This is a genomic window from Streptomyces sp. SID3343 (assembly GCF_009865215.1).
GTDB lineage: Bacteria > Actinomycetota > Actinomycetes > Streptomycetales > Streptomycetaceae > Embleya.
Genome location: NZ_WWJX01000911.1, coordinates 1 through 18,661, shown reverse-complemented (window position 1 = coordinate 18,661; position 18,661 = coordinate 1). Strand labels below are relative to the sequence as shown.

The window sequence follows — 18,661 nt, the reverse complement described above, 5'->3', positions numbered from 1 at the left end:
CAAGGAGAACTGTGTTCCGAGTACGAAGAAGCCCAAGCAAACTCGTCGCCGCGGCCGGCGTCGCCGCGATGGTCGGTACAACCGGCCTCGTCGCGTTCGCACCAGCCGCTCGGGCTGCCCCGGTCGACTACTCCTCGAAGTGCTACCTGGCGGTCCTTCAGCAGTGGCTCGACCCCGCCGACGTGCAGATGGACATCCAGGTCACTCCCGAGAAGCCGACCTACGCAGTCGGCGACAAGGTCTCGGTGACGTGGCACTGGGTCAAGCGCAGCAAGATCCCCGCCGACGCCATCCAGGGAGTCGGTGAGGACAAGGCGCTGCCCAGGGGCGAAGTCCTCCTGTCCGGTGCCCAAACGGGCAGCGTCCCGGTCGAGGGCGAACGCAAGAATCCCGCCGCCGCCCAGGGCGAAGAGCTCCAACTCACCGACATGAAGGGCGAAGTCACCCTGACCCGGCCCGGCAGCGTGGACCTCACCCCCGGCAAGTACACGACCTACGTCGACGCCGGCCTCGGCGACGACATCACCACCGCCTGCCAACCCGTCGGCCTCCCGGCCGTTTCTCGCACCCTCGAGGTCGAAGGCCAAGGCACCGAAGCCCCGACCCTGACCGCGAGCCCGAGCGAGGTCGACGCCGGCGGCCTGGTCACCCTGGCCGGCGACAACTGGTCCACCGGCGGCCTCCAGCCGGAGTTGTGCGCCGCCGACGGCACCGCCTGCGACCCCGCGAAGATCTCGGCGAACACCCTCACCGTCGCCGACGGCAAGCTCGCGGGCAACGTCACCGTCTCACCGATCGTCACCGACGGTGACTATACGATCAGGGTCAAGGCGAGCGGCGTCGAGGCCCTCAGCGGTGTGGTCAGGGTGAGTGCCGTCGGCATGCGGGTCCACATCACCCCGGACCACGGTCCGGCCGGCACCGTCGTCACCGTCACCGGCTCGGGCTACGCCCCCTTGGGCTATGCCTTCGTCACGGGATACGACGCGGCCGGCGCGTCACTGGACACGGACTACGCGGAGACGGCGGCCGACGGCACCTTCACCAAGGACCTGACGATCCAGGACCCGAACACGGTGTCCGTCGGGGCCTACGTGACCGACATGACCATCAATGCGAAGTCTCCGTTCCGGTTCACCGTCCCCGGGAGGGAACTGACCCAGACGGTCACCGGCAAGATCACCGAAGGCGGCCTGACCATCGGTCAGCAACAGTCCGGCGTGCACCTGTCCGGCGTTACCGTCGACGGCAAGGCGCAGGCGGCGACCGGCGACATCAACACGGTCACCGTCAAGGACTCCCGCATCGCGGGCGAGGGTTGGAGCCTGACCGGCTCGGTCGGCGACTTCACCTCGGCCGAGGGCGGCCGGATCCCCGCCGACCGGCTGACCTGGACCCCGGCGGTCAAGAAGGCCGACGAAGCCTCGGTCGGCGTGCCCACTCCCGGCAGCCCCGGCCCGATCGGCACCGGCGCGACCCTGGCCACCATGGCCAACGCCCCGGCCGGCGGCACCACCGCGGGCACCTTCGCGGCCGACGCGGGTGTATCGCTGGCGATCCCGGCCTACCAGAAGGCCGGCACCTATACCGGGACGCTGACCCTCTCCATCAGTTGACCCGGCCGACCCGGCCGACCCGGTTGACCCGGCCGACCCGGTGACCCTTCGTCATACAAGCGGGACCCGCAGCCTTGAACCGGCTGCGAGTCCCGCTTTTCGGCTCCGGTACAACGACTACTACTCCGCCGCCGCCAACCGCCCCAGCGCCGCGTCCACGCGCGCCAGCACCCGCTCGCGGCCGAGCACCTGCAGCGACTCGAACAACGGCAGCCCCACCGTGCGACCCGTCACCGCGACCCGGACCGGCGCCTGCGACTTGGACAGCTTGAGGCCGTGCGCCGCGCCCGCCGCCTCGACCGCGGCCTTGAGCGCGTCCACGTTCCACTCGGCCTTGGCAAGCTCCTCGCGCGCACTGGTCAAGATGTCGGCCGCGCCCGGCTTCATCGCCTTGGCCCACGCCGCCTCGTCCTCGGCGGGCGCGTCCAGGAACAGGAAGTCGACGTACATCGGCACCTCGCCGAGCACCGTGATGCGCGTCTGCACGAGCGGCGCGACCTCGGCGAACACCGCCGCGTCGAACGCGTCTTCGGCCCACGGAGCCTTCGGCCCGAGCACCCACGGCGCACACGCCGCGACGAACGCGTCGGCGTCGAGCGCGCGGATGTAGTCGGCGTTGAACGACGACAGCTTCTTGACGTCGAAGAACGCCGACGACTTGTTGACGTCCCGCAGATCGAAGAGCTGCTCCAGCTCCGCGTACGGACGGATCTCGACGTCGTCCTTCGGCCCCCACCCGAGCAGGAACAGGTAGTTCACCAGCGCCTCGGGCAGGTAGCCCTCGTCCAGGTAGGACTCCAGGGCGACCTTGTCCCGGCGCTTGGAGAGCTTCTGCCGCTTCTCGTTCACGATCACCGGCAGGTGCGCCCACTGCGGCGGGGTCGCGCCCAGCGCCTCCCACAGGAGCTGCTGCTTCGACGCGTTGGACAGGTGCTCCTCGCCCCGGATGACGATGGTGATCCGCTGGTCGACGTCGTCGACCACGTTCGCGAGCAGGAACACCGCCGAACCGTTGCCGCGCGCGATGACGAAGTCCTCCAGCGACGCGTTGGGGAACTCTGTGTCGCCACGCACCAGGTCGGCCACCACCGTGACGCCCTCGTCGGGGGTACGGAACCGCAGCGCCCGTCCTTCGCCGGCCGCCAGGCCCCGGTCGCGGCAAAAGCCGTCGTAGCCCAGGTGCTTGGAGCCGGTACGGGCCTCCAGGACCTCACGCGTGCAATCGCAGTAGTACGCGCGGCCGGCGTCGAACAGCTTGACCGCCGACTCGCGGTGCAGCGTCGCGTTCTGCGACTGGAAGTACGGACCCTCGAACGCCGGGTCCGACGCGTTGATGCCGATCGCGGCCAGCGCGCCGATGATCCCCTCGGTCCACTCCGGCCGGTTGCGCGCCTCGTCGGTGTCCTCGACCCGCAGCACGAAGGTGCCGCCGGCCTTGTGCGCCACCGCCCAGTTGTACAGCGCGGAGCGGGCGCCACCGACGTGGAACATGCCGGTGGGAGAGGGAGCGAAGCGAACGCGAACCGAAGAGGCAGACATGCCCCCCAGGGTATCGGCCGTGCCCGGCGGGCCGACGCACGTCCCGACGGACCGTACCGGCCCTTTCGACCCGACGACATCCCCCGCGACGCCCTCGGCGATTCACCCCGCTCCGACCTGCCCCGAACACCGTCCGCCCCGAACCGGCGCCGACGCCCTCAGGACGCCCGCCCGGCCGTCCGGCCGTCCGGCCGGATCAGCGCATGTGCTCCGGCACCGGCATGTCGACCCACACCGTCTTGCCGGCGCCGCGGTGCACGACGGTCCCCCAGTCCAGCGTCAACCGCCGGATGATGTGGAGCCCGTGCCCACCCGGCCTCGTACCCGAGTGTGGAGCCCGCGCCTGCGGAGCCTCCTCGCTGCGGTCGTCGACCTCGATACGGATCAGTTCGGGCGTGCGCACGACCCGCAGTTCCACCGGGCCGCCCGCGTGCAGGCACGCGTTCGTCACCAACTCGACCGCGACGAGCAGCACGTCGTCGGACAGCACCACCACCTGCTCGTCGTCCGAGCCGGACCACCCATAGGAGTGGAGCGTGTTCCGGATGAATGTCCTCGACCTCGCCACCGCCCCCGAAGCACCCTCGAACGGCAATCTCCGCACCTGACGCAGCGAAGGGTTCGAGAAGCAGGCACCCCCGTCGCCGGGCGCCTGCGATCGCATGGCGCACATCTACTGGCTCACCTCGCTCACGCTGATACGCGGTGATAGTTGCCCGCATCCCACCGAAGGACACCACAAGTCACGGGCTACTCTCCGACCGCCTCTGCCAGGGTCTCGTGAAAAGTGAACCCCTGTACCGCACCGGTGATCTCGAATACCCGCGCCACGGCAGGTTGAACGCCCACGAGGTGGACCGCTCCCCCCGCAGCCTGCGCGCGCAGTCGGGCGGCGAGGAACGCGTTCAGTCCGGTCGAATCGCAGAAGTCGAGTTCCGAGCAGTCGATCACGAGCCTGGTACTGCCCTGCTCGACACACTCGAACAGGCGGTCTCGCACCGCTGCGGCGCTGTCCACATCGATCTCACCGGCGACCGTAACGATCGCAGAGGTGCCATTGGTGCTCACGGACACCGTCAAGCCGCCCTGCATTCCAGCCTCCTGCTGCCCATTGCCCACCGAGTACTTCGGCCCGGGCATACGATAGACGACCGCCCGTGCATGGTGGGGGTCACCCACCGGATACAAGTTTTTCGGTGTGAAGGTGTTTGCTCTCCTCCATCCGGGTTAGGCGCAGAGGGGAAACCTCAAAAACGTGTGACGAGGGGGAGGCATGGCAGTTCAGCTCGAAGCCGAGATGCAGGTCCGGACGGGGCTACCGCCGGCGACGAACACCGTGGCAGAAGAGCTGGATCGGATCGAGATCGGGCGCGAATTCGACGATGCCGAGATCGGCGGGATGGGCGCCGCCGACGCGCGCGCGTTGTCGAAGACGCTGTTCAAGCGCCTGAAGGCGCTCGAGGAGGGCACGCACGAGTACCAATACGTGCGCAACACCCTGATCGAGCTGAATCTGCCGCTCGTCCGTTTCGCCGCCGGGCGCTTTCGTACCCGCAGCGAACCCCTCGAGGACATCGTGCAGGTCGGCACGATCGGCCTGATCAAGGCGATCGACCGTTTCGACATCGAGCGCGAGGTCGAGTTCCCCACCTTCGCCATGCCGACCATCCTCGGCGAGATCAAGCGCTTCTTCCGGGACACCACGTGGTCGGTCCGAGTCCCGCGGCGGCTCCAGGAACTGCGTCTGCGGCTCGCCAAGGCGAGCGACGAGCTCGGCCAAAAGCTCGACCGCGCGCCCACCGTGCACGAACTCGCGCGCTTCCTCGACGTCTCCCAGGAGGAGGTCGTCGAGGGCATGATCGCCTCGAACGGCTACAGCGCCTCGTCGCTCGACGCCCCCAGCGGCGGTGCCGGCAACGACGACGCGGCCGCCCCGATGGACCGTCTGGGCTCCGACGACGCGGCGATCGAGCTCGTCGAGAACCGCGAGTCGCTCAAGCCGCTGATCGCCGCACTCCCGCCGCGCGAGAAGCACATCCTGATGCTGCGCTTCTTCGGCCAGAAGACCCAGGCCGAGATCGGCGAGCAGCTCGGGATCTCCCAGATGCACGTCTCGCGCCTGCTCTCCCGCACCCTCGACAAGCTGCGCACGGGCCTGCTCACCGAGAACTGAGCCGGGACCGGGCCGGAGTCGGGACCGAGACGGGGCCGGGCACACCACAACCGAACGCAGCAACGCGGGGCGGGATCCGATCGTCGATCGGATCCCGCCCCGCGTTCGGGCGAGTGCCGAGTATCAAGTGCCGAGTATCGAGTATCGAGTACCGACTACCGACTACCGACTACCGAAGTGATCGGCCCGCCGGTTCAGCGCTGCGGAGCCTCGAACTTCTGGGTGCGCTCCATGCCCGCGGCACGTCCCTTGGCCGAGATCACCAGGGCCATCTTGCGCGACGCCTCGTCGATCATCTCGTCGCCGAGCATCGCGGCGCCCTTCATGCCGCCCTCGGCCGAGGTACACCAGTCGTACGCGTCGAGGATCATCTCGGCGTGGTCGTAGTCGCTCTGGGTCGGCGAGTACAGCTCGTTCGCGGCGTCGATCTGGCCGGGGTGCAGGACCCACTTGCCGTCGAAGCCGAGCGCGGCCGAGCGGCCGGCGACCCGACGGAACCCGTCGACCTCCTTGATCTGGAGGTAGGGGCCGTCGATCGCCTGGAGGTCGTTGGCGCGTGCCGCCATCAGGATGCGCATCAGGATGTAGTGGTACGCGTCGCCGGTGTCGTAGCCCGGGGGCTGCTCGCCCACGACGAGCGACTTCATGTTGATCGACGCCATGAAGTCCGCCGGGCCGAAGATGATCGTCTCCACGCGCGGGGACGCCGCGGCGATCTCGTCGACGTTCACCAGCCCGCGCGCGTTCTCGATCTGGGCCTCGATGCCGATCCGGCCGACCTCCAGGCCCACGGTCTTCTCGATCTGCGTGAGCAGCAGGTCGAGCGCCTTGACCTGGCCGGCGTCCTGGACCTTGGGGAGCATGATCGCGTCGAGGTTGGCCCCCGCGCCCTCCACCACGGTCACCACGTCACGGTAGGTCCAGTGCGTGGTCCAGTCGTTGACCCGCACGACGCGGATCCGGTTGCCCCAGTCCCCGTTGTTGAGTGCGTCGACGATGGTGTGGCGCGCGCCTTCCTTGGCCAGCGGCGCACAGGCGTCCTCGAGGTCGAGGAACACCTGGTCGACCGGGAGCCCCTGCGCCTTTTCGATGAAGCGCGGGTTGCTGCCGGGAACGGCCATGCAGGAACGGCGGGAACGCAAGCTACGCGATGTGGCGGCCATGTGTCTGGTCCTCCCAGTGCTGCGGATCGTGCGGTCAGGTTACCGACGGGTCACCCCGAAGCGGGTATGAGGTGGCGCACTTCTCGTCGCGGGCCGCTGTGGGACGCTGGGCCCATGACGGACACCGACAGCCTGCCCACCGCGGCCCTGATCGAGGCCGCGCTGGTCGAAGAGGGCGCCAAGAAGTCCGGGTTGGTTTGGCTGACGGTGGGCGCGGCCCCGCCTCGACCGGTCTGGCACGTGTGGCTGGACGGCTCGTCGTGGCTGGTGTCGGGGCGCCGGGAGGACGGCGCCGAGCAGTACGTCGCGGGGCTGGCCGATGCCGCCGAGGTGATCGTGGACGTGCGCAGCAAGGACAAGGGCGGCCGGTTGCCGGGCTGGACCGCCGAGGTCGCCGTGGTCCCGCCCGGCGACCCGCGCTACGAAGGCGCCGTGCTCGCGCTGCACGCCGCCCGGCTGAACGCACCCGACGGCGAAGGGCAGCCGGCCCGCTGGGCCCGCGAGTGCGATCTCGTCCGGCTGACCCCCACCGGTGCGGCCGGGGCCCTGCCCACGGACGCCGGTCGGACCGTACCGGTGGGATCACCGGCCGTCACCCGAGGCGCGTCGCCGTTGAACCTGTCCATCGGCCGCCGGCGCAGACGCGGCCACTGACCCGCGCGGCCCCGCCCGGCTCGGCAGCAGCCGGGGCGGCGAGACAGCGGGGCAGCGGCCCGACGGCGTCAGGGAAACAACAACGGCTCGTGCTTGAGCCCGCTGGGCACCGGCGGCTTGGAACCGCGACCGATGTCCGGTCGGCGGGTGCTCGACCCGCCGGACGAGGACGGCGTACCGGTCGACCCCTTGGCGGACCCGGAGGAGTTGGAGGACCCGGTGCTCGGCGAGGACGATCCCGACGAGCCGGACGTCAGATCCTTGTCGACCACGTCCTTGGGCTCGGGCGCGTGCACGTCCACCCGTTCGCCGTAGGCCAGGAAGTCGAACGCGCCGGTCTGCTTCGCGTCCGCGGCCGCCTCCATCCGCAGCAGGTAGGGCGCGCCCTCGGTCGCGACCCAGATCGTGCCACCGGCACCCGGCGTGCGGTTCTCCAGCGCGATCGCCTTGTGTCCGTTGACCGTCTTGGTCGCGCCCTTCTCCAACTTGCCCGGCTTGCCCATGAGTTTGTTGGTCAGCCGCTCGACATAGGTGTTCTCGATGATGCCGTCGTACTTCTTCTCCTGGGCCGGCACCTGCACGTAGCGGTCGGTATAGGCCACCGCGCTCGACGATCCCCCGACCTTGCCCCAGAAGCCGGCGTCGCCGCGGAACCAGACCTGGCTCTGCACCCGCGTCATGTAAGCGGTCGTGCCGTCCTCGACGATCCGGCCCTCGCTGCCGGTGCTCGTGAAGCGCATGTCCACGCTGAACGGCTTGGCCGGCGCCTTCGTGGTGCCCGGTGTCACCAACTCGCCCTTGACGTGTACCGACGACGCGCCCGCCGTCGCGGCCTGCGCGCGTTGCAGGATCGCCGCCGAGTCCAGGCCGTCGACCTGATTGCCGAGCGGCGCGCCCGCCGTCGGTTCGTCCACCGGCGCCTGCCACGAGCGGTGCGCGGGTCTGCCGGCGCTGCACCCGGCGACCAACACCGTGACCGTTACCGCCGTCGCCACCACGAAGCCGCGCCGCACGTGATCCACCGTTGGGTTCCCTCGTTGTCGTTCGATGTTTCGGAGTCCAGTGTGCCCGGTGTGGGACGCCCGGGTACGTCGGCGCCCTCCCGGAAACGGTATCCCGCTGCCGAGTTCGCCCGCGTCAGTCGGTCCCGGGTAGCTGGTCGGTCCCGGGCTTGGCGCCCGGTTCCTTGCCGTCCGTCAGCGTGCCGTAGTCGACCACTTCCTCCGCCTTGGGCAACACGAGCGGGAAGTCCTGGTCGTACTCGAACAGTTCGAGCGAGCCCGAGTGCGGTGCCGGGATGTACTTGAGCGGAAACGGGGTCCCGGTCAACGCGACCCGCAGTTCGCCGCCCCGGCCCCGGTCGGCGGCGATCTTGAGCGTCTCGGTGCCGCGCACCTTCTCGCGTCCGTCCTTCTTGAGCTTGCCGTTGAGCCGGATCAGGTCGGTGATCATGTCCTGCATCCGGGTGAACCCGGCCAGGCGCGCGTAGCTGGGGTCGTCGCGGTGGACCTTGACGAACTTGTCCCGCAGCAGGGCCGCCGACTGCTCGACCTCGGGGCCGCCGCGCCCGTCCCGGCCCTGGTAGAGCCGCGCGTCGCCGCGCACGAACAGTTCCTCGCCGACCCTGAGCAGTTCGATCGTGCTGTCCGCGGTGACCACGGTTCCGACCCCGCCCTCGCGCTTGAGGCGCAGGTCGATCTTGAACTCCTGGCTCTGGATCTTCCACACACCTTGGACGTGTACCGAGTTCGCCGCCGACGCCGCCGTGCGCGACCTGCCCGCGATCGTGTCCGGTGATTCGGCGCCCAGGCCCGACTCCTTGCCCTGGGAACACGCCGTCCCGGCGAGCACGCAGGCGGTCAACAGGGCGATCGTGGTCTTCGTCTGAGGCAAGCGCACGGGCGGCACTGTACTGAGGTGTACGCGACGTGTCGTGATCGTGCCCACGCACACCGGTAGCCTGACCGTCCGGGGGCACACGTCGAACGGCGTGACACGGCGGCGCCGGGCCTCGACCCGCAGGGCGTCGACGACCGGGCAACGAAGAGCAGGCAACGACGACCGGGCAGTGAAACCGGGCACCGAGCCCCGGGCAACGACACAGCGGCATCGGCGACGGAGGGACCACGGCATGGGTGCGTCACCGGGTCGCGTGTTCATCTCGCACCTCGCGGGCGTCGCGGTGTTCGATCCCAACGGCGACCACGTCGGCCGACTGCGTGACGTCGTGGTGATGATGCGCACCGCGCAACTGCCGCCGCGGGTGCTCGGCCTGGTCGTCGAGGTGGCCACCCGCCGCCGGATCTTCGTCCCGATGACACGTGTGACCAGTGTGGAGACCGGCGAGGTGATCACCACCGGCCTGGTCAACATGCGCCGGTTCGAGCAGCGCCCGAACGAGACCCTCGTGCTCGCCGAGATGCTGGACCGCCGGGTGACGCTCGTCGACAACGACGAGCCGGTGACCGTGCTCGATGTCGCGATGGCACTGGGACGCGGCCGGGACTGGCTGATCGCCAAGCTGTTCGTCCAAAAGGGCAGCGCATCCGGCCTGCGGCGACGCCGCGGCGAAACGATCACGGTGGACTGGAACGCGGTCGCGGGCTTCGAGCGGCCCGAGGACCAGCAGGGCGCCGCCAACCTGCTCGCGACGTTCGAGCAGTTGCGGCCCGCCGACCTGGCGAACGTGCTGCACAACCTGTCGGCCAAGCGCCGCGCCGAAGTGGCCGCGGCGCTCGACGACGACCGGCTCGCGGACGTACTCGAAGAGCTGCCCGAGGACGACCAGGTCGAGATCCTGGGCCAACTCCAGGAGGAGCGCGCGGCCGACGTCCTGGAGGCGATGGACCCCGACGACGCGGCCGACCTGATCTCCGAGCTGCCCGAGGACACCGCGGAGCGTCTGCTCGGCCTGATGGAGCCCGAGGAGGCCGAGGACGTCCGGCGGCTGCTCACCTACTCCGACGACACCGCCGGCGGGATGATGACCACCGAGCCGATCGTGCTGGAGCCGGGCGCCACGATCGCCGAGGCACTCGCGCACGTGCGCAACGCCGACCTGTCGCCGGCGCTCGCGAGCCAGGTCTACGTGTGCCGACCGCCGACCGAGACGCCGACCGGCAAGTATCTGGGTACCGTGCACTTCCAGCGGCTCCTGCGCGACCCGCCCTTCACGCTCGTGGGCGCGGTCCTGGACACCGACCTGATGCCGCTGCGGCCCGACACCCCGCTCGCCGAGGTGACCAGCTTCCTGGCGGCGTACAACATGGTCGCCGCGCCCGTCGTGGACGAGGACGACCACCTGCTCGGCGCGGTCACCGTCGACGACGTGCTCGACCACCTGCTGCCGCAGGACTGGCGCGAGGGCGCGATACACGGAGACGGGAGGGTGCGCCGTGGCGCGTGAGACATCGGGCCCGGACAAGCGGCGCCGCCCGCGGCTCGACCAGCCGCGCAGCCCGGGCCGGCGGTCGCTGCTGCCCGCGTACGACCCGGAGGCGTTCGGCCGGTTCTCCGAGCGCATCGCGCGCTTCCTGGGCACGGGTCGCTTCCTGGTCTACATGACGGCCACGGTGATCGTCTGGATCGCGTGGAACATCTTCGTGCCGCCGGCGCTGCGGTTCGACGAGTATCCGTTCATCTTCCTGACCCTGGCGCTGTCGTTGCAGGCGTCGTACGCCGCGCCGCTGATCCTGCTCGCGCAGAACCGGCAGGACGACCGCGACCGGGTCAACCTCGAACAGGACCGGGCCCGCAACGAGCGCAACATCGCGGACACCGAATACCTGACCCGTGAGGTCGCCGCGTTGCGGATCGCGCTCGGCGAGGTCGCCACGCGCGACTTCCTGCGCTCCGAACTCCAGGCGATGCTCAAGGAGTTGGACGAGCGCCGGGAGACCGACGGGTGGCTGATGGGTCGCGAGGTCACCGATTCACACCTCACCCGCCGACACCGGCCGCCGGACCCGGATCGCCCGTGAGCCCAAGACGGCCCGACCCGACGCCGTCGCTCGACACCCGCTCTGCACAGACGTCTTATTCAACCGTATAAGACAATCGTCTACATGCAGGCTACGATCTCGCCATGGGACATCGCGAAGATCTGCTGGCCGGAGCCAAACGCTGTCTGTACGAGAAGGGCTACGCCCGCACGACCGCCCGCGACATCGTGGCCGCATCGGGGACCAACCTGGGCTCGATCGGATACCACTACGGGTCCAAGGACGCGCTCATGCACCAGGCGCTCCTGGAGTCGATGGCCCAGTGGGGGGACGAACTCACGGCCGCGCTGACCGACGCCGCGGGGGCGGACACGCTGCCGATGGACCGCTTCGAGGCGATCTGGGGACGCGTGATCGAGCTGATGGAATCGCATCGGATGATGTGGACGGCCAATTTCGAGATACTCGCCAACCTCGACGAGATGTCCGAGATCCGCAAGGCGCTCGTCGCGTCGCAGCACCAGGCGCGCGCGGGTCTGGTCACCATCTTCCTGGGTGTGGACGGCGACGCGAACGAGCACCTCGCCCGCACCGTCGGGCCGCTGTGCCAGGCGCTCCTGTTGGGCGTCGTCGGTCAGTGGATACTGGACCCCACCAATGCCCCCACCGGCGGTGAACTCGCCGAGGGGATGCGCGTCCTCATGGCCGCGGAGCGCGCCTGATCGGTCGCACCGACAGCACGACGTGCGCAAGGACGCCCGCGATCAGGCCCCAGAACGCGGATCCGATCCCCCACAGGGTGACGCCCGACGCGGTGGCCAGGAACGTGATCAGCGCCGATTCGCGGTGCTGCGGATCGGCCATCGCGCCGGTGAGCCCGCTCGCGAGCGCGCCGAACAGCGCGACCCCGGCGACCGCCGCGACCAGTTCCTTGGGCAGCCCGGCGAACACCGCGACCAGCGTCGACCCGAACATGCCCACGATCAGGTAGAAGACGCCGCACGAGACCCCCGCGACATAGCGCCTGCGGGGGTCGTGGTGCGCCTCGGGGCCGGTACAGATGGCCGCGGTGATCGCGGCCAGGTTGACCGCGTGCGACCCGAACGGCGCGAGCACCGCGGACATCGCGCCGGTCGAGCCGATCAGCAGGCGATCGCTCGGCGCGTAGCCGGACGCGGCCAACACGCCCATCCCGGGGGCGTTCTGCGACGCGAGCGTGGCGACCAGGAGCGGCACCGTGATGCCGATCAGGGCGGCCGCGGACAGGTGCGGCGTGGTCCACTCGGGCCGGGCGAACTCGAACGAGTCCACGTGTACGTGCAACCGCGACGACGCCGCGGCGCACCCCACACCGACCACGAGCGCGGCGAGCACCGCGTAGCGCGGGACGAACCGCTTGGCGAGCAGATAGGCGATCAACACGCCGCCGGCCGTCCACGGGCCGGTCTTGACCGACGTGAACACGCTCGTCCCGAACGAGAACAGGATCCCGGCGAGCATCGCGGACACGATCGCGCTCGGCACCTGCCGCATCAGTCGGCCGAAGACGCCGGTCACCCCGATCAGCGCGATCAGCACGCCGGTGACCACGAACGCGCCGATCGCCTCGGGATACGGGTACGACCCCAGACTGGTGACCAGCAGCGCGGCGCCCGGCGTGGACCACGCGGTGATGATCGGCATCCGCGTGTACAGGCTCAGGCCCAGGCAGGTCAGCCCGCTGCCGATCGAGATCGCCCACACCCACGACCCGGTCCGAGCCTGCGTCAGGTGCCCGGCGGCGGCTGCCGAGAGCACGATCACCAGCGGCCCGGAGTAGGACACGAGCACCGCGACCAGTCCCGCGAGCACCGCCGACACCGACGAGTCGCGCCGCAGGTGGGGCTTGCCGGCCGAGGCCACGGTCGCGGTCGCCGCAGCCTCGTGGGTGTCAGCGCTCACCGAGTCGCCCGCCTCGTCCTTCAGTCGTGGTCGTACACGGTGACCTGGACACCGCGTGTGCTCAATCGTTCGAGGACGAGCGGCTCCACCTTGCCCCACCGGCCCCCCGCGAGGCCACAGCCGATCCGCGGCATGTGCACCGACGCCCCGAGTTCGAGCGCGCGTTCGCCCAGGGTCGTCAGCGCGTCGTCGATCGCGCCGTAGCGCACCGGCGGGCCCTTGCTGCCGGTGCGGGTGCCGTGCTGCCCGATCATGTTGGCCACCCACAGGTAGGTGTCCACCCGCACCAGACGCACCGCGCCGAGCCCGAAGTCGTTGCCCGCGCGCTCGCGATGCCAACGCCGATAGTCGGCCTCCGGCTCGGGCCACCGCCGAGAGAGCGCGAGCACGAAGCCCTTGCCCCACCCGCCCATGTCGTTGCACACGTGCGCGACGATCTTGACGCCCTTGCCCAGCGGGGTGGTCGCGTCGCCCGCCACGTAGGTGATGCTCGTCATGGCCGGGCACGGTAGCGGCCGGCACCGACGCTTCGCCCGCGATTTCGGTCGGAGTGCGCCGGTGGTCAAATCCGGTCGAACAACCGCGCCGCGTTGTCGTGGCAGACCGCGCGCAACCAGTCGTCGCCCAGGTCGAGCCGGGTGAGCGCGTCGAGCGCGTGCGCGTAGCCGTACGGGATGTTCGGGAAGTCGCTCCCCCACAGGATCCGGTCGGCGGCGTCCGCGAGCCGGACCCGGTCGGCGGGCGGAAACGGGGTGAACTCCTCGACGAAGTCGGTGAAGGCCATCGTGGTGTCCAGGTGGACCCCCTCGTGGCGGTCGGCGAGGTCGAGGAAAGCACCGTACTCGGGCATCCCCATGTGGGCGACGATCAGCTTGAGTCGGGGATGCCGCGCGAGCACCCGCGCGATCGGCTCGGGTCCGGTGTACGGCCCCGGCACCGGCCCGGAGCCGCAATGCGCGACCACCGGGGTCCCCGCCTCGGCGAGCAGCCCCCACACCGGGTCGAGCAACGGATCGGTCGGGTCGTACGCGCCGACCTGGACGTGGGCCTTGAAGATCACCGCGCCCGCGTCCAACGCCTCGCGGACGTAGCCCGGCGCCCGGGGCTCGGGAAAGAACGTCGCCGTGTGCAGGCACCCCGAAGTGCGCGCGGCGAACTCGCGCGACCACGCGTTGAGCCACGCGGCCATCGCCGGCTTGTGCGGATAGAGCATCGACGTGAACGTCGAGACACCGAACCCGCGCAGCAACGCGACCCGTTCGTCCTCGTCGGCGCGATAGGTGATCGGCCACTCGCGCCCGATCATCGGGCCCGCCGCGTCGAAGTACGCCCACACCTTGTCGAGCACGCGTTTGGGCATGAAGTGCGTGTGTACGTCGATCAGGGATTCGAGACCCAGCTCACGGCGGAACTCGGCCACACGTATCTCTTCGGCCACCGTCGTCACGTCGACCACCTCCGAAGAGCGATGCTCTCAAAGGGTGGTGCCGGCGGGGTCGTAAGCTCACGGTATGGCTTCTGTAACCCTGCCCTCGGCGGACGACGTCCAGGACGCCCTGGCGACCGTCCAGGACCCCGAGATCCACCGGCCCATCACCGAACTGGGCATGGTCAAATCCGTCGAGATCCACGACGACGGGCGGGTCGCGGTCGGGGTGTACCTGACGGTCAGCGGCTGCCCCATGCGCGAGACGATCACCACCACGGTCAAAGCGGCCGTCGCCGCGCTGCCCGGGGTGACCTCGGTCGACGTCGAGCTCGACGTGATGAGCGACACACAGCGCAAGGAGCTCGCGTCGCACCTGCGCGGCGGGCAGGCCGAGCGCGAGGTCCCGTTCGCCCAACCGGGTTCGCTGACCCGGGTGTACGCGGTGGCGTCCGGCAAGGGCGGCGTCGGCAAGTCGTCGGTCACGGTCAACCTGGCCGCGTCGATGGCCGCGCAGGGGCTCAAGGTCGGCATCGTCGACGCCGACATCTACGGCCACTCGGTGCCGGGCATGCTCGGCGCGGAGGGCAAGCCCACCCAGGTCGAGAACATGATCATGCCGCCGTCGGCGCTCGGCGTGAAGGTCATCTCGATCGGCATGTTCACGCCCGGCAACGCCCCGGTGGTCTGGCGCGGTCCGATGCTGCACCGCGCGCTCCAGCAGTTCCTCGCCGACGTCTACTGGGGCGACCTCGACGTACTGCTGCTCGACCTTCCCCCGGGCACGGGCGACATCGCGATCTCGGTCGCGCAACTCGTCCCCAACGCCGAGCTCCTGGTCGTGACCACACCGCAGCAGGCCGCCGCCGAGGTGGCCGAGCGGGCCGGCACGATCGCGGTCGAGACCCGCCAGACGATCGCGGGCGTGATCGAGAACATGGCCGGCCTCCCGTGCCCGCACTGCGGCGAGATGGTCGACGTGTTCGGCTCGGGCGGGGGGCAGCGGGTGGCCGACGGCCTCTCGGCGGCCACCGGCACGAAGGTCCCGCTGCTGGGCTCGATCCCGATCGACACCCGCCTGCGCGAGGGCGGCGACACCGGCAAGCCGGTCGTCGTCGACGCCCCGGGCTCCCCCGCCGCGGTGGCCCTGTCGGCCATCGCCGCCAAGCTCGGCGGGCGCGAACGCGGCCTGTCCGGCCTGCAACTCGGCCTGACCCCGCTGCGCAACTTCTGACCCACCCCGCCCGGCCGGCGCCGGCGCGACACCGAAACGATCTCGCGGTGATGGGCCCCCGACAGGTGGGGATCGGCCCCATGACCGCGAGATCGTTTCCGCGTGGTCACCCCGTCGCGTACGTGCTCAGGTCGACCGCTTTGGACAGGCCCAGGCCGTACGCGCTCGCGCCGTGGCCGTAAACGCCGATGTAGACACCCGAGAGCTCGCCGGCCAGCACCCAGCCGTAGACCGACTCGCGGTAGCGGAATCGGCAGGGAATGCCGTCGACCGGGATCGCCAGGTCGGACCAGTCCGTGCCGTCGAGGTCGTCGGACAACTCCCACGCGAGCGTGGTCTGTTGGTCCACCCACTGCGCGCGCGTCCCGCGGTCCAACTGCCACGGCCAACTGTCGGCGAGCAGGGCCACTCCCGCGAGTGACGCCGCGCTCGCCTTCGAGGTCGCCTCCATCTGCCCGGTGCCGTCGCCGGACGGCCGCCTTGGCCGCTGCGGGACGGTCACCACCGACACGGATCGGCGCGGGCTCGGATCACCCGGGCGCCGACTCGGCCGATCGCCGTGGCCGAGCGTGCCGTGCTCGACCGTGCACGGGCCGTTGCACACCGACGACAGCCATCGCCGCCCGTTCCATCCGTCGTCCAGGCCGTACCAGGGGAAGTCCGCGGCCAGGTACTCCGCGAGAAGATCGCCCTTGCCGGCCTCGTCGGCAGGCAACTTCCGGCCCTCGTGGCTGATCGTGTCCATGCTCCGCCTCAGGTTCTCTCGCGCGACGCGACGTCGCCGCCGTCTGTCGACGGTGCACCCCGCGCGGTGCGCCGGCTCGACCGGGCGCGCCGGCGCCGTGGGGCGGACCGACCGACCCCGGTACTTGTATCCACCGCGTCACCGCCCACACACCGCGCGTGTGGTCGCGACCCATACTGCCCGAACCCGGGACCCTCGCCGCACCGCGTCCGACCAAGGCGCGTCGCGCGCGGGTGGAGCGGGTGACGGCCTGCGATCAGGTGGCGTCGGCGTCGTACGGAGGACGCTCGCCGGGCTGGATCCTGGCCGCACCGTTCTTGCGCAGCGACGGGGGGCTGTAGGACGTGTCGGGCACGTCCGCGTCGTACGGGCTGCCGCTCGCCAGGCCCTTGATGTCCTCGAAGTCCTTGCCGAGCGAGTCGCGCAGTTCCTTGATCCCGAACTCGTCGCCGTCGCCGTCGCCCATGAGGTTCTTGCGCACGAAGGTCTTCGGGTTGAGGTCCTCCAGGTGCATGTCCTGGAACTCCGGGCCGAGTTCCTTCTTCAGGTCGGATCGGGCGGACGAGGAGAACTCACGGAACTTGCGGAGCGTACGCACCACGTCGCCGATCATCTTCGGCAGTTTCTCCGGGCCGAAGATCACGATCGCGAGGATGACGAGCGCGACCATCTCCGGCGCACCGACGTCGAACACCTGGACTCCACGAGAGGCGCGAGGGGGCCCGGCCGGGTGGCCGAACCCCCTCAGAGTAGTCGGCAGTCCCCGAAGGGGAAGGCCGCGGCCGGTACTGAACGGTCCGTTTGGTGCCTATCGTCGAAAGACGTGACCGGTAGGACATCCGCTCGTCATGTCGCGGTCACCCGGCTTCGAGGGTCATGTCCACCGTCTGCGCGGTGCCGGACCGGTCGACGGTGAGCTTGACGACCGCGCCGGGGGCCTTCGAGCGGATCGCCACGATCAACTCGTTGGCGTCGTGCACCCTGCGGCCGTCGATCGCGGTGATCACGTCGCCCGGCTTGAGCCCGGCCTTGTCGGCGGGTCCGCCCGCGCGGATCGGGGGCGTGCCCTGGACGCTCTCGGACACGATCCGCGCCCCGTCCCCTTGGAACGCGACGTCGAGCGAGACGCCGATGACCGGGTGCGACGCCTTGCCGGTGTCGATGATCTGCTGCGCGACGCGCCGGCCCTGGTTGATCGGGATCGCGAAGCCGAGGCCGATGCTGCCGGCCTCCTGCTGGGTCCCGAACGGGTTGCTCTGCCCGCCGCCCGCCGAGCGGATGGCGCTGTTGATGCCGATCACCCCGCCCGCCGCGTCGATCAGCGGCCCGCCGGAGTTGCCCGGGTTGATCGGTGCGTCGGTTTGCAACGCGCTGATGTAGGAGGTGTCGGCGCCCGACGTGCCGGCGCTGACCGCACGGTCCTTGGCGCTGATGATGCCGGAGGTGACGGTGCCCTCCAGGTTGAACGGCGCCCCGATCGCGATGACCGGGTCGCCCACCTGGACGCCGTCGGAGTTGCCCAGCGGCAGCGGGTGCAGGCCCTTGACCCCGGATACCCGGATCACCGCGAGGTCGTAGCCGGTGTCGCGGCCCACCAGGGTCGCGTCGATCTGCTGGCCGTCGTTGAAGGTCACGTTGATCGTGCCGCCCGACGCGGCCGACTCGACGACGTGGTTGTTGGTCAGGATGTTGCCGGACGTGTCGAGCACGAATCCGGTGCCGGTGGACTCGCCGCGACCGGCGCGCACATGGATGTAGACGACGCCGGGCAACGTGCTGCCGGCGAGGCCGGCGATGCTGTCCTTGGGCCGCTCGGGACCGGCCGCCGGGCGCTGTCCCAGATCGACCTTGGTGCTGTCGCGATCGGCGATCCACGCGCCCACGCCGCCGCCGAGCAGACCGGCCACCAGCGCGACCACCGCGGCCCACAGCACCAGGCGCCGACCGTAGCGCTCGCCGAGGCCCTCCCTGGGGCCGCCGGCGCCGGTCATGTCTCCCGGTACCGGATAACCGTACGGAACCGCCTGATAGGGCGCGTAGGCCGCCTGGGGGGCGTACGAGGGGTACGGACCGTAGGGGCCGTAGCCCGGCTGTCCCGCGCCGGGGTGCATGCCGTACGGCCCGGCCGACGCCTGCGAGTGCGCGCCCGGCCAGTGCGGGCCCGATGGGGGCGGGCCGGCGTACGCGCCCTGCGGCGGCTGCACCGGTGGCGCGGCCGGCGGGGCGAAG

19 protein-coding genes are annotated in these 18,661 nt (G+C 70.3%); 7 read left to right on the top strand and 12 right to left on the bottom strand.

Going from position 1 to position 18,661, the window contains the following annotated elements:
- Positions 1-11 precede the first annotated feature (11 nt).
- Complete coding sequence (locus GT354_RS28295; RefSeq protein WP_161359206.1) at positions 12-1,616, top strand: hypothetical protein; 1,605 nt, start codon at positions 12-14, stop codon at positions 1,614-1,616.
- Between the two features lie 120 nt (positions 1,617-1,736).
- On the opposite strand, the gene gltX is transcribed toward GT354_RS28295, so the two are convergent.
- The 3 genes from gltX to GT354_RS28280 all read right to left on the bottom strand — a co-directional run bounded on the left by gltX (position 1,737) and on the right by GT354_RS28280 (position 4,247).
- On the bottom strand, positions 1,737-3,107 hold the full coding sequence (gltX, locus tag GT354_RS28290; RefSeq protein ID WP_237535537.1) for a glutamate--tRNA ligase: 1,371 nt from the start codon (positions 3,105-3,107) through the stop codon (positions 1,737-1,739).
- A 244-nt stretch (positions 3,108-3,351) separates the two neighbouring features.
- The gene (locus GT354_RS28285; protein WP_237535533.1) at positions 3,352-3,819 is read right to left on the bottom strand and encodes an ATP-binding protein; all 468 of its coding nucleotides are present in this window, start codon (positions 3,817-3,819) and stop codon (positions 3,352-3,354) included.
- 86 nt (positions 3,820-3,905) lie between these two features.
- Positions 3,906-4,247 (bottom strand): STAS domain-containing protein, encoded by a 342-nt coding sequence (locus GT354_RS28280; protein WP_237535536.1) that lies wholly within the window; start codon positions 4,245-4,247, stop codon positions 3,906-3,908.
- Between the two features lie 181 nt (positions 4,248-4,428).
- On the opposite strand from GT354_RS28280, the gene GT354_RS28275 reads away from it, so the two are divergent.
- Positions 4,429-5,328 carry an RNA polymerase sigma factor SigF gene (locus GT354_RS28275; RefSeq protein WP_161359203.1) on the top strand — a complete coding sequence of 300 codons (900 nt, stop codon included), beginning with the start codon at positions 4,429-4,431 and terminating at the stop codon, positions 5,326-5,328.
- Between the two features lie 194 nt (positions 5,329-5,522).
- Here the strand turns inward: GT354_RS28275 and GT354_RS28270 are convergent, their stop codons facing one another.
- Positions 5,523-6,491: a CoA ester lyase gene (locus GT354_RS28270; RefSeq protein ID WP_161359202.1), complete on the bottom strand. Its 969-nt coding sequence runs from the start codon at positions 6,489-6,491 to the stop codon at positions 5,523-5,525.
- A 114-nt stretch (positions 6,492-6,605) separates the two neighbouring features.
- On the opposite strand from GT354_RS28270, the gene GT354_RS28265 reads away from it, so the two are divergent.
- The gene (locus tag GT354_RS28265; protein WP_161359201.1) at positions 6,606-7,145 is read left to right on the top strand and encodes a hypothetical protein; all 540 of its coding nucleotides are present in this window, start codon (positions 6,606-6,608) and stop codon (positions 7,143-7,145) included.
- A 68-nt stretch (positions 7,146-7,213) separates the two neighbouring features.
- Here GT354_RS28265 and GT354_RS28260 read toward each other — a convergent pair whose 3' ends face one another.
- Positions 7,214-8,167 (bottom strand): hypothetical protein, encoded by a 954-nt coding sequence (locus GT354_RS28260; RefSeq protein WP_161359200.1) that lies wholly within the window; start codon positions 8,165-8,167, stop codon positions 7,214-7,216.
- A 115-nt stretch (positions 8,168-8,282) separates the two neighbouring features.
- Entirely contained in the window at positions 8,283-9,044 is a 762-nt protein-coding gene (locus tag GT354_RS28255) for a hypothetical protein (RefSeq protein WP_161359199.1), read from the bottom strand.
- 232 nt (positions 9,045-9,276) lie between these two features.
- Here GT354_RS28255 and GT354_RS28250 point away from each other — a divergent pair, with 232 nt between their 5' ends.
- The 3 genes from GT354_RS28250 to GT354_RS28240 all read left to right on the top strand — a co-directional run bounded on the left by GT354_RS28250 (position 9,277) and on the right by GT354_RS28240 (position 11,808).
- On the top strand, positions 9,277-10,551 hold the full coding sequence (locus GT354_RS28250) for a CBS domain-containing protein (RefSeq protein WP_161359198.1): 1,275 nt from the start codon (positions 9,277-9,279) through the stop codon (positions 10,549-10,551).
- Entirely contained in the window at positions 10,541-11,125 is a 585-nt protein-coding gene (locus GT354_RS28245; protein WP_161359197.1) for a DUF1003 domain-containing protein, read from the top strand. The genes GT354_RS28250 and GT354_RS28245 overlap by 11 nt, the downstream gene beginning before the upstream one ends.
- A gap of 104 nt (positions 11,126-11,229) precedes the next feature.
- The gene (locus GT354_RS28240) at positions 11,230-11,808 is read left to right on the top strand and encodes a TetR/AcrR family transcriptional regulator (RefSeq protein WP_161359196.1); all 579 of its coding nucleotides are present in this window, start codon (positions 11,230-11,232) and stop codon (positions 11,806-11,808) included.
- On the opposite strand, the gene GT354_RS28235 is transcribed toward GT354_RS28240, so the two are convergent.
- The 3 genes from GT354_RS28235 to GT354_RS28225 all read right to left on the bottom strand — a co-directional run bounded on the left by GT354_RS28235 (position 11,786) and on the right by GT354_RS28225 (position 14,474).
- Positions 11,786-13,027, bottom strand: a complete 1,242-nt coding sequence (locus GT354_RS28235) for a benzoate/H(+) symporter BenE family transporter (protein ID WP_346012208.1) — start codon at positions 13,025-13,027, stop codon at positions 11,786-11,788. The genes GT354_RS28240 and GT354_RS28235 overlap by 23 nt on opposite strands.
- Positions 13,028-13,047: 20 nt before the next feature.
- Positions 13,048-13,524: a macro domain-containing protein gene (locus tag GT354_RS28230; RefSeq protein WP_161359195.1), complete on the bottom strand. Its 477-nt coding sequence runs from the start codon at positions 13,522-13,524 to the stop codon at positions 13,048-13,050.
- Between the two features lie 65 nt (positions 13,525-13,589).
- Positions 13,590-14,474: an amidohydrolase family protein gene (locus GT354_RS28225; RefSeq protein ID WP_161359194.1), complete on the bottom strand. Its 885-nt coding sequence runs from the start codon at positions 14,472-14,474 to the stop codon at positions 13,590-13,592.
- A 79-nt stretch (positions 14,475-14,553) separates the two neighbouring features.
- Between GT354_RS28225 and GT354_RS28220 the strand changes: the two genes are divergently transcribed.
- Positions 14,554-15,687 (top strand): Mrp/NBP35 family ATP-binding protein, encoded by a 1,134-nt coding sequence (locus tag GT354_RS28220; protein WP_161359216.1) that lies wholly within the window; start codon positions 14,554-14,556, stop codon positions 15,685-15,687.
- 106 nt (positions 15,688-15,793) lie between these two features.
- Here GT354_RS28220 and GT354_RS28215 read toward each other — a convergent pair whose 3' ends face one another.
- The 3 genes from GT354_RS28215 to GT354_RS28205 all read right to left on the bottom strand — a co-directional run.
- On the bottom strand, positions 15,794-16,432 hold the full coding sequence (locus tag GT354_RS28215) for a hypothetical protein (protein WP_161359193.1): 639 nt from the start codon (positions 16,430-16,432) through the stop codon (positions 15,794-15,796).
- Between the two features lie 256 nt (positions 16,433-16,688).
- On the bottom strand, positions 16,689-17,126 hold the full coding sequence (locus GT354_RS28210; protein ID WP_161359192.1) for a sec-independent translocase: 438 nt from the start codon (positions 17,124-17,126) through the stop codon (positions 16,689-16,691).
- Positions 17,127-17,289: 163 nt separating this feature from the next.
- A partial coding sequence (locus GT354_RS28205; protein ID WP_237535532.1) for a trypsin-like peptidase domain-containing protein occupies positions 17,290-18,661 on the bottom strand: 1,372 nt, incomplete at its 5' end.